At 42.8% G+C, this 15,378-nt stretch carries 13 protein-coding genes; 8 read left to right on the top strand and 5 right to left on the bottom strand.

The window, feature by feature from the left end; all coding sequences use genetic code 11:
* Positions 1-168: 168 nt before the first annotated feature.
* Entirely contained in the window at positions 169-3,126 is a 2,958-nt protein-coding gene (locus AC58CZ_RS03110; protein ID WP_227674253.1) for a ComEC/Rec2 family competence protein, read from the bottom strand.
* Between the two features lie 298 nt (positions 3,127-3,424).
* Between AC58CZ_RS03110 and AC58CZ_RS03105 the strand changes: the two genes are divergently transcribed.
* Positions 3,425-4,000 (top strand): DUF2062 domain-containing protein, encoded by a 576-nt coding sequence (locus AC58CZ_RS03105; RefSeq protein ID WP_223335218.1) that lies wholly within the window; start codon positions 3,425-3,427, stop codon positions 3,998-4,000.
* A gap of 68 nt (positions 4,001-4,068) precedes the next feature.
* Here AC58CZ_RS03105 and AC58CZ_RS03100 read toward each other — a convergent pair whose 3' ends face one another.
* The 3 genes from AC58CZ_RS03100 to AC58CZ_RS03090 form a co-directional block, all read right to left on the bottom strand.
* Complete coding sequence (locus AC58CZ_RS03100; RefSeq protein ID WP_058024771.1) at positions 4,069-4,374, bottom strand: hypothetical protein; 306 nt, start codon at positions 4,372-4,374, stop codon at positions 4,069-4,071.
* Positions 4,375-4,542: 168 nt separating this feature from the next.
* Complete coding sequence (gene lolD / locus AC58CZ_RS03095; RefSeq protein WP_093068124.1) at positions 4,543-5,223, bottom strand: lipoprotein-releasing ABC transporter ATP-binding protein LolD; 681 nt, start codon at positions 5,221-5,223, stop codon at positions 4,543-4,545.
* A 44-nt stretch (positions 5,224-5,267) separates the two neighbouring features.
* The gene (locus AC58CZ_RS03090; RefSeq protein ID WP_494223409.1) at positions 5,268-6,503 is read right to left on the bottom strand and encodes a lipoprotein-releasing ABC transporter permease subunit; all 1,236 of its coding nucleotides are present in this window, start codon (positions 6,501-6,503) and stop codon (positions 5,268-5,270) included.
* 449 nt (positions 6,504-6,952) lie between these two features.
* On the opposite strand from AC58CZ_RS03090, the gene AC58CZ_RS03085 reads away from it, so the two are divergent.
* Positions 6,953-7,924 (top strand): hypothetical protein, encoded by a 972-nt coding sequence (locus AC58CZ_RS03085; RefSeq protein WP_186474219.1) that lies wholly within the window; start codon positions 6,953-6,955, stop codon positions 7,922-7,924.
* 137 nt (positions 7,925-8,061) lie between these two features.
* Here the strand turns inward: AC58CZ_RS03085 and AC58CZ_RS03080 are convergent, their stop codons facing one another.
* The gene (locus AC58CZ_RS03080) at positions 8,062-8,451 is read right to left on the bottom strand and encodes an SCP-2 sterol transfer family protein (RefSeq protein ID WP_071001896.1); all 390 of its coding nucleotides are present in this window, start codon (positions 8,449-8,451) and stop codon (positions 8,062-8,064) included.
* An 855-nt stretch (positions 8,452-9,306) separates the two neighbouring features.
* Here AC58CZ_RS03080 and ccoN point away from each other — a divergent pair.
* From ccoN to AC58CZ_RS03050, 6 genes are all read left to right on the top strand, one after another.
* Positions 9,307-10,788: a cytochrome-c oxidase, cbb3-type subunit I gene (gene ccoN, locus AC58CZ_RS03075; RefSeq protein ID WP_071001897.1), complete on the top strand. Its 1,482-nt coding sequence runs from the start codon at positions 9,307-9,309 to the stop codon at positions 10,786-10,788.
* A gap of 9 nt (positions 10,789-10,797) precedes the next feature.
* Entirely contained in the window at positions 10,798-11,436 is a 639-nt protein-coding gene (gene ccoO / locus AC58CZ_RS03070) for a cytochrome-c oxidase, cbb3-type subunit II (RefSeq protein ID WP_071001898.1), read from the top strand.
* Positions 11,436-11,615 (top strand): CcoQ/FixQ family Cbb3-type cytochrome c oxidase assembly chaperone, encoded by a 180-nt coding sequence (locus tag AC58CZ_RS03065; protein WP_058024764.1) that lies wholly within the window; start codon positions 11,436-11,438, stop codon positions 11,613-11,615. Before ccoO ends, AC58CZ_RS03065 begins: the two co-directional genes overlap by 1 nt.
* A complete protein-coding gene (gene ccoP / locus AC58CZ_RS03060) occupies positions 11,615-12,760 on the top strand; it encodes a cytochrome-c oxidase, cbb3-type subunit III (protein ID WP_071001899.1) in 1,146 nt (381 codons plus the stop codon). The genes AC58CZ_RS03065 and ccoP overlap by 1 nt, the downstream gene beginning before the upstream one ends.
* Positions 12,761-13,179: 419 nt before the next feature.
* Entirely contained in the window at positions 13,180-14,592 is a 1,413-nt protein-coding gene (ccoG, locus tag AC58CZ_RS03055; protein ID WP_093068113.1) for a cytochrome c oxidase accessory protein CcoG, read from the top strand.
* A 193-nt stretch (positions 14,593-14,785) separates the two neighbouring features.
* Positions 14,786-15,367, top strand: coding sequence for a FixH family protein (locus AC58CZ_RS03050; protein ID WP_093068108.1), 582 nt, complete (start codon positions 14,786-14,788; stop codon positions 15,365-15,367).
* Positions 15,368-15,378 lie beyond the last annotated feature (11 nt).

The following is a 15,378-nucleotide window of genomic DNA, read 5'->3' as shown; positions in this document are numbered from 1 at the left end:
AACAATAAAAAGATGATATTGGTAGATACGGCTAAAAATAAATATCTCCTCGCCGTGTCAATCATCGGTATTAATAGGCTGCTAAGTATGGTGGTATTTCGATAATGGTTCAATAGTATAACTGTGAAATATCACCATATTGTAACACTGCGAGTATAAGCAATATTTTTAAGGACTCATCGCTTCTGCGTCAACACCGTTGTTTATTATATTCAGCGATAAAGACGCTTCTAAAGGTTTGTCATCATAGGTGATAATATCATTGATGCTTTGACGACTTATGACATCAGTTGTCATCTGTGATGCACTATGACCAAGCCATGTGATGTTTTTAAACCTCATACTGTCGTTATTCGAATCAGCTGAACATAATAATGACCACATCTGCCAAACGCGTGGATGGGTGTCAGTATCTAAAACAAGCCGTGATAGAGACAAGTTTTTGTGATCCGTATCTAACTGGTTATCTGCTATTTTCGTTTGAGAGTTTACAGATAATGACTTTAGCGGATCGGCTGCGTTGTATCTTAGAACTTGTATAGGTACGCTGCTATCAATCGCAATTGTACAGTCCCACACGCTAGTATCACCTATCTCGCTCCAGCCTGTCATTGCTTGGATGGATACATCACCACTAGCCACCTGCCATGTTTTGCCTTGCTCGCAACCTTGCGCACTGATATTCGTCTTACCTTTAGACTGAGCTGCTATTTTAGAGGCTTGCTGGAATGCAGACCAACGCTCGGAGCGTCCCGCTTGCCAATATTGACTGACAGGTAGCTGCTGATTTAACTGCGCAACTGCCAGCGGTAATAACTCAGAATTTTTGGCGCTAACGACCATATTTTGCTCACTGGCATTCAACGTGTCAGTCAGTACGGTGCTACTGCTCTGCACTATGATGCCTTCTAGTTTATCGACTGACAAACTGCCCAGTTGCTGCTCTAAAGATACAGATAGTTTATCCGCTGTGAGATTGCTTGGCATGGTCCGTGTTGCGGTTGGTCTATGATCAGCCAAAAACAGCCAGCTGGTATTGTCTTTCGCAAGTGAAGATCTATCCTTACTGTTACTAACGCTTTGGTTATGTAAAGGGAATTGTAGCAAGGCTGCACTGATATAGGGATCACCCGTTGGCAAAATATATAACGTCGGCATTGTTATCATTGACTGCTGATTGGCATACACCGTCATCATTAACAGCGTCAGTGGAGGCAGTGCCAACCAGCGACTGAGCAGCCCTCTTGGCAAAAGCCAAGGTACTATACTTAACAACACCATGAGCAATATCGCCATATTAACTGGCGTATACAACCATGCGTCTGTTAATGCTGGTAATGATGTCAGCCAACCAATCAACTCATGTAGATTGCCGACGATGGCACTTACTAAAGACCAAATGCTGTCAGCTATCGTGGGTGATAACAGGTAAAAAAGCCCTGCTAACAGATTGAGCGGTACAATCACCCACCCAAACAGCCCAATCGCAAATAAATTGACAATAAGTCCCCACAATGATGCTTTACCAAATAAGAGCAGCGTAATAGGCAATAACGTCAGAAACAACCAAAACTGTAGCTTGAACATACGCCGTCCAGCTCGCAGAGCATGATAGAGCACTCTATTGCCCTTACTCCTATGCTCGTCGTACGATGATCTCAAAGCCTCTGTAGTACGCTGATACGAGGTATCTTCGTATTTGAGCAACAGCGCCACTGCGATGAAGGACAACCAATACCCTGCCTGCCACAATACATACGGATCTTGCCATGCCATCAAGACAGCTAATGCTAACAACACACGCATGGTACTGATAGGTAGCAATGTCAATCTCACCAAGCCGATAGCCAGTAGCATCCACGCCGTACGTGCAGCAGGCACATCAAAACCTGTAAATAGTGCATAGATAAAAGCAGCACCAATCATTACCCACCAACGCACCTGCCAGCGTGGCATATAGCGATAAACCACTGGGCACAGTCGATTGAATAGCAACACAACGGCGCCGCCCAATACAATGGCTAAAAACAGTACATGTGTCCCTGATATTGCAAGCAAATGCGAGATACCCGCCAGTTGATATAGATCCTTGGTGTCGCGATTGATCAAGCTACGGTCACCTGTGAGCAAACTCAATGTGACAGCTCTGGTCTGCTGCTCTGCTGTGGTTTGTGCAGGCCAATCTCTATAGAAATGATCTCTTAATTGCCAACGTCCTATATCAATACGAGTACGAAATCGCTGGAAATAAGAGTCAGACGTCGATGCTTGTTGTAAAGCTTCATCGTTATTGCTTTTGCTGACAGTCAACGCACTAACCGCCAGTATATTTGCCACACCATCAATGTGTCGACCTCGCAACCAGCGATAACCATCAAAACCAGACGGGTTGCTTATTGCTTGCTTGGAGGTAGACAATGGTACCAGTGCCAAGCTCATAAATAGCTCATCGCCTGGCTGCAAATCATTTAAATTTGAGAACGAGTCATTATTTGATGTGTTTTTTGGATAGGCATTGAGCAATACTCGGTATTCGATATGATTATTGGGTTTTTTTTCAAAATTGTCACTATAGCTTTTACTTAGGCTATTATTTTCTTCCTTCGAATAATTCCTTGTACTATCTGCCAAATCTTGGGGAGTCAACTCAGCGACTAATGGCATTAAATGCGTGACCACTGCTACTTGTCGATAGCCGCTATCTGTACTGGCATCATATACACTGTCACTTATCCCTTCGATACGAACGAGTGCTTGTACACGTATAGAGTCAGTAATTTTGGTCGTTTCGGCTTGCTGATGTGCAACTAGCGCTTGTAGCGCGCTACTCACGACCAACCCAATGGCTAATAGACCAAATAAGAAGTATTTGCTAAAAAGTGACAATTTAACATCATTAGGTGAGCTGACAGAACGCGTTTTATTGGTACTTTGAGTATTTACTGAAGGGCTATTAAGTTGAGTAGCACTAAGCAGAATAATAGCAAATATGACAAGCAACCAAAGCAAACCTGTGGCGCTGACCACATTCAATAAAGGCATGTCGATCGGCATCGCCACATTATCTGCAACTGCCAACACACCCATCATAGCAATAATTACCAGGCTACCAACTAACCAATACACCAGCACTCCTTGCTTGATGAGCAAAATATTATAATGCAGCTAACGCCAGTTATTGATGATAATAAGGCGCCAGAGCAGCCATTTTTATCGACATTTTAGAAGCGACTGAAGCATCATATCTGTGAGGCAATAGCATTTATATTTATATTACCCTATACTGATGAGGCATATTAAAATGATGGCTTTCTACCATCACCACTCTATGTATTCTCATCGGTATTTTTTATCCATAATATTACTTTATACCAGCCCATCAATACAATTGAGCGGACTGTCGTTAACGATTAAAGGCGATACTGTGCCCCACAAACGTCTAAAAGACCTGCTTCCTACACCGGAAAAAATCCTAGAAAGTCGCACCCTAAAACTGTTCGCCCCGCATTTGGCAGATCCTCGGTTATGGCACTTCAACCGCCATAGCTTAAATAAAGCAGTCTATATTGGCGTGCTTAGCGCATTTTTTCCACTGCCAGGACAGATGTTGCTGGCTTTGATTGGCTCACTTATTTTTCGAGCCAATGTGCCTATGGCTCTCGGTCTAACGTGGATTACCAATCCAGTCACCAGCTTGCCTATCTTTTATGCTGGGTATTATATCGGTGCAAAAATCATTGATGCACCAGTGATCAGTTTGCGCTTTATCGGCAGAATGATTGCTGATTTTAGCTTATGGGCATTATCAGATGGCGCCAACCCTTTTATTACTTATAAAGGCACTGTATCGCTTACAGCATTTTGTATAGGGCTAACGATTTTAGCGATTATAACCAGCATCGTTTGTGGACTTGCTTTTAAAGCGATTTGGCGTTACAAGACGGTCGTGAGTTGGCAAAAACGTCAGCAAAAACCTGATGATAAATCGCCTAAATATTAATACCGTTTAACATCATTAAACGGTATTAATATTAAACAGTACAACGTCAGCGTCTGAAGCAAGAGCTATCACTCTTCTTTGGTTCTTTCTATGGCATCTATAAGCTTATCCGTAAAATCTTTATCCATAGAGACGATCTCAATAACCTCGTCGTTTTTACAGAGCGTATAACGCTTACCTGTCGCGCTGTCTTGAACCTTTAAATCATAGTCAACCCCAGCCAAAGTGATCGCATCAAACACGGGTGTGATAAGATCCTTTTGTTCTTGTCTATCGATGGTGTCAAACAAGGTTGGATCGATATAAGGCTTTAACGGCTCATCGCCTTCTTCAGCACTGCCAAAAGCGGCGATTGGATTGTCATCTTTGTTCATTATTCGGAGACCTATAAAATAGACATAGCAGCTAGTTAATCAAGCTTCTATATCTTTTGCTATGAGATATTTACTTGATAATACAACAATATATTTCGTTAGGACAACCCTTATAAGTGCTAATTTATGACACTTATATTCATCTGAAAATCTCAACATATATAGACGTTAATACTGTTCCCAATGACCATTACGTAGCAATAATTGACGATCAGCAAGCGCCGCCAAGTTGCGATCATGTGTCACCATCAAAAGTGCTGTTTGCATAGTGCTTTGTAGCTCTGATAGCAATCCAAAGACACTTTGCGCATTGTCATAATCCAAGTTACCAGTTGGCTCATCCGCCAAGATAAGCGAAGGCTTGGTAACTAGTGCGCGCGCAATCGCCACGCGCTGACGCTCACCACCTGATAGCTCACCCGGTCTGTGCATCAACCGATGATTTAGACCGACGTTTTCGAGAATCTCAATCGCTTGCTTGCGAGCGTCAGTTGTTGATACTTCTGGACGCATCAGTAAAGGCATCGCAACATTCTCGACTGCGGTAAACTCTGCTAGCAAATGGTGAAACTGATAAATGAAACCCAAATGCTTGTTGCGCATCGCGCCGCGTTCGGTCTCATTCATGCTATTTAATAACTGACCATGTAACCAGACTTCACCACTCGTGGGCGTGTCTAAACCACCAAGCAAATGTAGCAAGGTACTTTTTCCTGAACCACTGGTCCCGACAATAGCAATGCGCTCACCAGCATGAACTGTCAGATCAAGGCCCGTCAATACTTGCGTACTAACGGCTCCCTCATCATATATTTTATTGATATTGGTCGCCTTTAAAATGGCAGACATAGCGCTTCCTTTATTTTATTTATGTCGATATTTATGCGATTGAATTACTCATAACGTAGTGTCTGGGCAGGCTGAATTTTAGCCGCTCGGCGTGCTGGATAAATCGTTGCCAAAAAGCTCAATATAAATGAGGCACCTGTAATGAATACCACGTCGAGTAAACGCAACTCTGACGGCAAATAATTCACAAAATAAGCATCAAACAGATTCAAATTAAAGACTTGATTAATAAAGCCTAAAATATCACTGACGGTGAGTGCGAATATCACACCCAATATCGTACCAGCAACGGTACCGATCACACCGATGACCACGCCTTGTACCATAAAGACTTGGGTAATCAAACGAGGAGACGCACCAAAGGTCTTTAGAATGGCAATATCTGCTTTTTTGTCAGTGACGAGCATCACAAGACTTGAGACAATGTTGAAAGCGGCAACTAAGATGATTAAAAATAGTAGCAAACCAACCATGGCTTTTTCCATCTGAATTGCACCAAATAGATTGCCGTGCGTCTGCGTCCAATCATTAGGATATAATTGTTCAGGTGCGATGGCTGCCGCTTTTTGTGACGCGATCGGCGCAGTAAAGATATCATTGAGCTTCATACGCACGCCTTGCGCCCCTTCTGGCAGACGCAGCAGTTTTGCTGCATCACCCATCGGGATGAACGCCATCAGACTGTCTACCTCTGGGCTGATGGTAAAAATACCTGTCAAAGTAAAGCGCTTAAATCGTGGTATCACACCGGCTGGCGATGGCGATGCTTCTGGTAGCACCAAAGTTACTTTGTCCCCTATCTGCAAGCCCAGAGACTGAACCATCTCCTCACCCAATACAATGCTAAAGTCACCACTTTGCAAGGTATCAATACTGCCCTCGACCATATGATCATTAATGATAGAGACGTTTTTTTCGTATTCAGGCTCGACGCCAGTCACCATAATCCCGGCGACCTGACCGTTTGATGTCAGCATCCCTTGCAATTGGATAAAGGGGGCGACAGCTGTTACTTCTGGATCTTCCTTAATCTTATCAGCGAGCTGCTCCCAATCACCAATAATCTCAGTTGAGACCACAGTAGCCTGCGGTACCATCCCCAAAATACGGGTTTTTAATTCTCGATCAAAACCATTCATGACCGATAGCACCGTAATCAATACGGCAACCCCAAGCGTCAGACCAATCATTGAAATCAGGGATATAAAGGAGATAAAGCCATTACTGCGCTCTGCTCGGGTGTATCTTAAGCCGATAAATAACGCTAAAGGACGAAACATATTCAAACTCTTTATCTTATCTACGTGCGACTTTATATAGGTTGCATCACGAGCAGTAGTAAATGCATCATACAGCTGCTACTACTCACATATAAATCAAACACAAAACAGGAGATCAGACGAGCCGAGGACAGCCGTCAAAAGGGAGCTAGTTTGACACAATTTAGCCAATATGTGCCAGTCATTAGCCGATACTAAGAGTATTTTTTACCAAAAAACTGGGTTTTGTTATTATTTTTTATAGAGGCCTTGCTATTAGATGTTTCAATACCTATATATTATATGCTAAAGACAATTGTCATTAACCCTCATTGTGGTTTGTTCACTCTTTGCTGGTAATGTCGCTGACATCATAAACCAGTTATTTGAAATACTGAATGGTACGTAAGTAACCGTCGCACTACAGTATTAGACACAAACCCCACGCTGACTTAATTTTGAGTATTTTCATGACCATAAATTATCAATATAAAAACATTCAAACTCCCACCAAGATCACACTGACCGATGAGCAGTCTGCAGGTCATGGCGATCATTGGCGTATTTTGACCGATGATATGAGCAATGATGTGCCAGAGTGGCTACAAAAAATGATTGAAGTGGCGGCAATGCCTAAAGGCCTGAACAACAACGTCAGTGCAAAAGACAGCTGTTTGTTGTTATCAGAAGACAAGCCCTGCCATATCAATCAAGTACTTGCAATGAAAGACGGTAAGCCTGAGCGATTCATCAATGCTTATCCTTGTGTTGATAGTCCTTATGGGCTTGACTGTAAAATCGAGCGCGTCATTGTTAATGACAACTCACACGATGCGGTATTACGCTTACGCACGGCTGATGGCAGCATTATTTATGCGTTTGATCAGCTCTATACGACCAATCGTCACTTATATCAGCGCGATACGTCTTATTTCGTTAACTTTAGCGCATGGGCGCACGAGATTAAGCTCAGTGAGCAAAACGAAGTCATCATGGTAGAAGACCAAGAATCTATCCGCTATCACCGTGCGTTTAACGATATCGTCGCGGCTAATGACGGAAAAATTCCAGACGATCTGCAAGCGCAAATCAGTGAATGGAAACCTGAAACCGAAGAACAAATGGCACCGGTCGAAATCAACTTAGGACACATGTGTGCTTATTTATTTGGCGATACTTTAGGGCAAGAAGATGAGGCTTGGTGTCAAGGTCAAGTGCTTGGCAAACAAGAAACGATATTTAACGATAAATCTGTCATTTTGTTTGATGTAGTGACATTACGTGAGCAGGATGCAGATCCCTTTGTCGTACGTATTGGTGCGCTTAATACGCCAGAGACCGCCAGCATTAAAGTGCATGACTATGTACAAGCCAATGTCTGGTTGCAGGCAGCGATATATAAAGAGAATCAGACAAGTGCGGCGCAGTCTAAAGCCAGCTAGTTACTGAATATAACAGCCTATTGTATTACGTGTTATGCCTAGTTTTTTACACAATAAAAAGCCCCTAAATAGGGGCTTTTGTATATCTGAGTGAATTGTATATCAATGGCTTGAGTACAAACCATTCAATATAAGATCTACGCCATCGTCGTCATTGATTTGATACGCTTATACAACTCTTTTTGCTCAGCACTTGGACGAGCAGTCTGTACTGCCATCAATTGTGACATATCCCCTTCAACGCGAATTTTACCGCTCATGAAAGCACCCATAATTTGATTGGTGTCAAAATCAGTGATGATAGACTGTAGAATGCTACGATCTAATAATAAAGTCGTCGTGCCGTTACTATTTAGACCACGATGTAATAAACCATCGGCAAAGTTGGCTTCGATGTCTTTGTCAGTATCAGACACTTTTAGGTTAACAATCATATTAGCAAGTGCTGGTGGCAAGTTTAATTCACCCGCCTCACTGCCCATTTTCTCCACTTGCTCAAACCATTCATCTGTCAAAAAAACTGCCATATTATTATCCTTAACGGGTGTTTTGTTGGGTTAACGCTGCTATTTTACGCATTAACCTGACTAGCAAATTATTAAAATGCCTGTTATTAATAGCCCACAAGTATACGGGCATTAAATATGTTCAGGCTCATTATAAGGGGCGACTTGATGAGAAGTAAAACCTATTTGTGCCGCTAGTGGTACGATTGTTACAAAATTCCTTTCGAATATCACAATTATATTTAGCAACGTTTGTCTTAGTTTGATGCAAACACGCATCTAGAATAGTGACAAAATTGGGTATAAAATAAGCAAGTAGCGCAATAATAATAAGTTGCTCGCTAACATTTATACCAAAGAGTTTGTATTTTGCCGCATAGTTCTGATGATATTTAATTAGGATTGCGTTACAATACCCTTAAACAGAGTCGGGAGTTTTAACCAAACATTACATAAACATGTTTTTTGTCAGCCGCCGCTAGCATACATCTATGGTCAGTGCGTTTTTATAGCCCTATAGATATGGGTATCTATCTTCATTAGTACAGATTTTTTCGTAATAATTAAGATATATATTTAGCCTCATAAGATGTTTGATGCTTAAAAACGGCGCGTCTTTTTATTTATCTTGATGATGTATTAACAATCCTACTATCGATTGGCTGTAAACAAGGTGCACGAAGCGCCTCATTTTATCCATCAGTATCAACTGACATAAAATCAAAGCCTAAATTGATAGTTAATAAGATTATGGTGATAAAAGGTCAAAAAACATTATGTACCGTAGCTATTGTAGGTTTATAAGTTTTTATAATATCTATAATGCGGACTGTTGGTTAATTCTGTTGATAATTCGGGCTGTAAAGGAATCATCCAATGAGTTTACAAAACACAGCAGTCGCCCCAGTTGACCGTGAGTATGAAATTACTATCGTAAGATTTTTTACGATCATGGCTGTCGTTTGGGGCATCGTCGGCATGAGTCTTGGTGTGTTCATTGCTTCACAGTTAGCATGGCCATCACTAAACTTTGACATTCCATGGCTGACCTTTAGTCATTTAAGACCACTGCACACCAATGCGGTGATTTTTGCGTTCGGTGGCTGTGCCTTGTTCGCAACGTCTTACTATATCGTTCAGCGTACCTGCAAGACGCGCTTATTTGCGCCATATTTGGCTTGGTTTACCTTTTGGGGTTGGCAAGCAGTGATTGTTTCTGCTGTTATTACCCTTCCTCTAGGTTTGACGTCAAGTAAAGAGTACGCTGAGCTTGAGTGGCCTATCGATATCTTAATTGCTTTGGTATGGATCTCTTATGCCATCGTATTTTTTGGTACACTCATCAAACGCAAAACCTCACATATTTATGTGGCTAACTGGTTCTTTGCCGCCTTCATTATTACGATTGCACTACTACACATCGTAAACAGCATGGCTATTCCTGTTAGTGCGTTCAAATCTTACTCGCTATTTGGCGGTGCAACTGATGCCATGGTCCAGTGGTGGTACGGGCATAACGCGGTAGGTTTTTACTTAACGGCAGCTTTCCTTGGCATGATGTATTACTTCGTTCCAGTACAGATTGGTCGTCCTATCTACTCTTATCGCTTGTCTATCGTTCACTTTTGGGCATTGATTGCTTCCTATATGTGGGCTGGTGGTCACCATTTGCATTATTCAGCGCTTCCTGATTGGACGCAGTCATTGGCAATGGTATTCTCCATCATTCTATTTGCACCCTCTTGGGGTGGTATGATTAACGGTGTACTCACGCTATCAGGTAGTTGGGATAAGCTACGTACCGATCCGATCATTCGCTTTATGATTGTGGCGTTGTCGTTCTACGCGATGTCGACGTTCGAAGGCCCAATGATGTCAATCAAGACAGTAAATGCTTTATCGCATAACACTGACTGGACAGTTGGTCACGTACACTCAGGCGCACTTGGCTGGGTTGGTATGATTACGATTGGTTCGCTATACGTGCTGTTACCACGTGTCTATAACAAACCCAAAATGTACTCTATCAGCTTAATCACCACGCATTTTTGGCTGGCGACTGCAGGAACGATTTTCTATATCGTGTCTATGTGGATCTCAGGTATCGGCCAAGGCATGATGTGGCTTGCTACTAACCCAGACGGTACTTTGGTATATAGCTTCGTTGATACTGTTGAATTCTCGCATTTCCCATATATTGGCCGAGCTTTTGGTGGCTTCTTATATGTATCGGGTATGTTTGTTATGGCTTATAACTGCTATAAAACACTCAAAATGCCAGAAGGTAAGCCTGTAGATGTCGCTGATCCAACGGATCATGAACCTAGTGTCGAAAAACCTTCGACAGCTAACGTATAAGGAGCGATCATGGCTGGTACACCGCATGAAATTATTGAAAAAAATACAGGCTTGTTAGTCATTGGCATCGTCATTGCTATCAGTTTTGCAACGCTAGTTGAAATCGTGCCTTTGATTTATAACAACGACAGTCCTGAAGAAGGCGGTTTGAACAAGCCCCTTCCCGCTATGGAGCCTTGGACTGCGCTTGAATTTGAAGGTCGTGATATTTATATCCGTGAAGGATGTCACGTTTGTCATACGCAAATGGTTCGCCCACTACGTGCAGAAGTTGAACGTTATGGACCATACTCACGTGCCGCTGAGTCTACGTGGGATCACCCGTTTTTATGGGGATCGAAACGTACTGGACCAGACTTAGCACGTGTTGGTGGCCGTTATTCTGAAGATTGGCAAAAGCAGCATCTAATCAATCCACGTTCGCTAGTGCCTGAGTCAGTCATGCCAGGTTTCCCGTGGTTGGCCGAGAACGAAGTCGATGGTGAGAACATTCAAGCTAAAATGCGTCTATTCCGTGATCGCTTCGGTGTGCCTTATACTGAAGAAGATATCGAAGGTGCTCCAGATGCCGTACTTGGCGCCACTGAGCTTGATGCTTTGGTTGCCTATCTACAGCAGTTAGGTACCGCAATGGAAGGACAGCGCTAATGGGTATTGGTGAATTACAAACAATTGCGACCGTTTCTGCCTTTATTGCCTTCGTAGGCGTTGCATGGTGGGCGTATTCGCCAAAAAACAAAAAACGCTTCGAAGAAGATGCACAACTTGCGCTTGATGACGAGGACATTAGATCTCTGTCTGAAGAGCAGCGCAATAAGGATAAATGATGACATTTTTTTGGAGTTCTTGGATTACGCTAATCAGTTTTGGTTGTTGGGCGTTCATTCTTGGCGTTCTGCTGTTTGTATTAAAATACAAGCCAGAGGTTGAAGAAGACGGTACCACTGGTCATGAATACGATGGTATCCGAGAATACGATAAACCACTCCCTAAATGGTGGTTAGTGATATTTTTTGGCTCAATCGTCTGGGGCGTGGTTTACTGGGTGTTTTTCCCAGCCATGCTTCCGGGAAACTGGAACGGTCTTGCAACCATAAAAGTCGATGGTGAAGATGTACCATGGACTTCTAAAAACGAGCTGTTCAGTGAGCTTGAGAGCAACAACAAAGTATTTACAGATAACTTTGAAAAGAATATCTTGGTTAAAGCAGATGCAGCAGGCGCAACCGCGACACTAGCGACGCTAAACGAGCTACAAGCGACCATGCGTCGCAGTGACAATCCACCAGCGGATCTACAGGCACAAATCGATGAGAAGGTCACAGAACTTGCACCTTATGTCGAAAAACTGTCTGAAAATCCAAATGCTTTAAAAGTTGGTAGCCGTTTGTTCTTACAGAACTGTGCAGTATGTCATGGCTCGAATGCTAAGGGTGCCCCAGGCTATCCTAATCTGACTGACAATGATTGGTTGTATGGTGGTAAAGCCGGTAACATCTTGACCACGCTACACAATGGTCGTGTTGGTGGTATGGCAGCATGGCGTGATCAGCTTGGTGAAGACGGCATACGTGCGGTCGCTGAATATGTCTTATCACTATCAGGCAACCAAAATGACTATGATCTTGATCAAACGAAAGTTGCTCAAGGTAAAGTTATTTTTCATGAGCCGACCAACTGCGTTCTTTGTCATGGACCAGATGGTAAAGGTATGATTTCAGCTGGCGCACCGAATTTGACGGATAATATCTGGTTATATGGTGGTGATCGCGAGACCATTCGTGAAACGCTACGTTATGGCCGCGCAGGTGTAATGCCTCAGTGGGAAACGAAGCTAGGTAATGAGCGTATCATGCTACTTGCCGCTTACGTCTACTCACTATCGGACAAAACTGGCAAAGCACCTGAAACTGCGATGGCAAATACTGCAGCGACTCAGCCAGTAGCGACCAAAGAAGCTACTGCTAACTAAAACACTATTGCCGTACTGTACATGGATGAGATTTAATAAAGGGAGGACTGTCAGTACAGTTCTCCTTTTTTCGTTTATTTTTGCAGAATTTACCTAATAGTCGCTATCACAGATACTTCTCAGTAGACATTATTATGATCTATAGTGCTTGCTTTTTACGATTATTACCCCATTGTTAGTAGGGAGAATGTTAGAATAGCTGTTTTCAAAATGGCTAACGAGCCAGACTGATGATGTCTTAGCTCGATCTAATAACCCACTTATAATCAATTATTTAGTAAGTGTACTAGAGGACTTTTATTTAAGTCGCTATCCATTATTTACTGACATTGATAACATCATACATTCATATACTTCACGGCGAGAGGTATTTGTTCATCATGCCAGCAGACTGATTCTTTTTTTAAAGAGGCACGTTTATGTCAGCACAACAACAATCTAATAAAATCCCCGTACAGCAGGTCGATCTTGATGCCACCAAGCATCGAGTACATCCAAGGTTTGTGACAGGGTTTTATCAAAATATTCGTGTCATCACGATGTATGCCCTTTTGGCCGCTTTTTTAATTTTGCCGTGGCTGCGTTATAATGGCAGACAAGCAATATGGTTTGATGTTCCCTCACAGCATTACTATATTTTTGGTTTGACTTTTTTGACTCAAGATTTTTATTTTATTGCCGCATTTGCCATTATTGCAGCGTTTACTTTGTTTATGGTGACTGTATATGCTGGCCGCGTTTGGTGTGGTTATGCTTGTCCACAAACCATCTGGACGCATCTCTACCAGTACGTTGAAAAATGGGTCATTGGTGATCGCAATAAGCGCATGAAGTTTGATAAATCGCCTATGAGCGCGAGTAAAGTGTTCAAGCGAACGGTAGTCTATGCGATTTGGTTTGTACTTTCTGTGATTACAGCAGCAACCTTTGTCAGTTATGTGGCAGGTACAGATTCGCTTTATCATAGCTGGCAGACCGTGGGGCTGATTCCTTTTCCTGACTGGCCAACATGGGTATGGATATCGATGTTTATCTTTACCTTTGCCACTTATGCCAATGCAGGTTATATGCGTGAGCAGATGTGTGTACAGATTTGTCCTTATGGCCGCTTCCAAAGTGTGATGTTTGATAAAGATACGCTGATCGTATCGTACGACTATGAGCGTGGTGAGCCACGCGGCGCGCGTAAAAAAGGCACAAACCCTGAAGAGCTGGGTGACTGTATCGAATGTACCATGTGTGTGCAGGTCTGCCCCACTGGTATCGATATTCGTGATGGCTTGCAAGTTGCCTGTATCCAGTGCGCCGCCTGTATTGATGCTTGTAATGAGATTATGGACAAAGTTGGCTATCCACGCGGGCTGATTCGTTATACAACCGAGCGTCAGCTGGTCGAAAAAGAACCAAGCCGTGTATTTCGTCCACGATTATTTGCTTATTTGGCGCTATTGGCAGTGCTATGTGGCGGGGTTATCTATGCGTTGACAGACCGCGTGCCGCTAGAGATTGATATCCGCCGTGATCGTAACCAGTTATCATCTATCAATACCCAAGGCATGATTGAGAACAGCTATATCGTCAAGCTAACCAACAAAACCCAAGAGCCTCACAATTATAAAATAACGCTCGCACCGCAAGAGGGTCTGAGTTTAGAGCTGCGCTTCAACGATGTACCCTTAGAAGCAGGCGAAAGCTTCGATATGCCTGTCAGTATTTACGGTGACCCTGATGTGATTGAATTTGGTCAAACGCCAGTGACGTTAAATGTGACCAGTGAAGACGGTAAGTACAAAGTCAGTAAGCAAAACGTCTTTACGACTCAAGGTCAGTAATTCATCACTGAACTGATTATTTAGTTTCCTTTATATCATTCGGTAGTCAGCGACTTTGAGAGTCAAAGGCTATCGGGTGAATGATTTATGATTAAATTGGCAGCAGGTAGCCGTCAAATTGTCCGTTGATACCATTTGTCGATATCTGATAAGCAGATCTTTGATAAATAAGTATCTGATGAATAGGTATTTTATGTCTAATCCAGCACCGAATTTTAAACATCAAGATACTCAGCCATGGTACAAGAATTACATGGTTATGATTTTTGTGATTGGCATGCCAGCTGCGGTCGTGATCGCTTGTATCTGGTTTGTCTACTACTCTTACCAGATCCGCGACAGCGTGGTACGTGACGACTGGTATATGGATGGGAAGACGCTCTATCATGACGTCTCACGTGACAAGCTTGCTTATGATTTGGACTTGCATGGCAAAATGCAATTTGCGGATAATGGCGATGTTGTGTTTTATCTCAATTATCCTGAGCAAAGTGTGCAGTCAGGCAAGCTATTGAACGGCCAGCCACTTACTTATCCCGATACGCTTAATCTTTCAATCTCGCATGCCACCGATATCAAAAAAGACCGTGACGTCGTGCTAAAGCATGTTGAAGGCAATAAATACAGCGCCCAAGTAAATCTTGATTCGGTAAAAGCCAAATATTACCTGCAAGTGAATAACGATGGCAAGGACGATTGGCGTATGCAAGATGTTGCCAAGCTTCCGCGCTCAGAGGTTAGCTTTAAACCTTTATCTGTCTTTGCTAAAAGTTAATATTATTAAGC

The organism is Psychrobacter sp. CR212, assembly GCF_059693765.1.
Note: the sequence above shows the minus strand (reverse complement) of the source record. Positions and strands in the feature narration are given on the sequence as shown.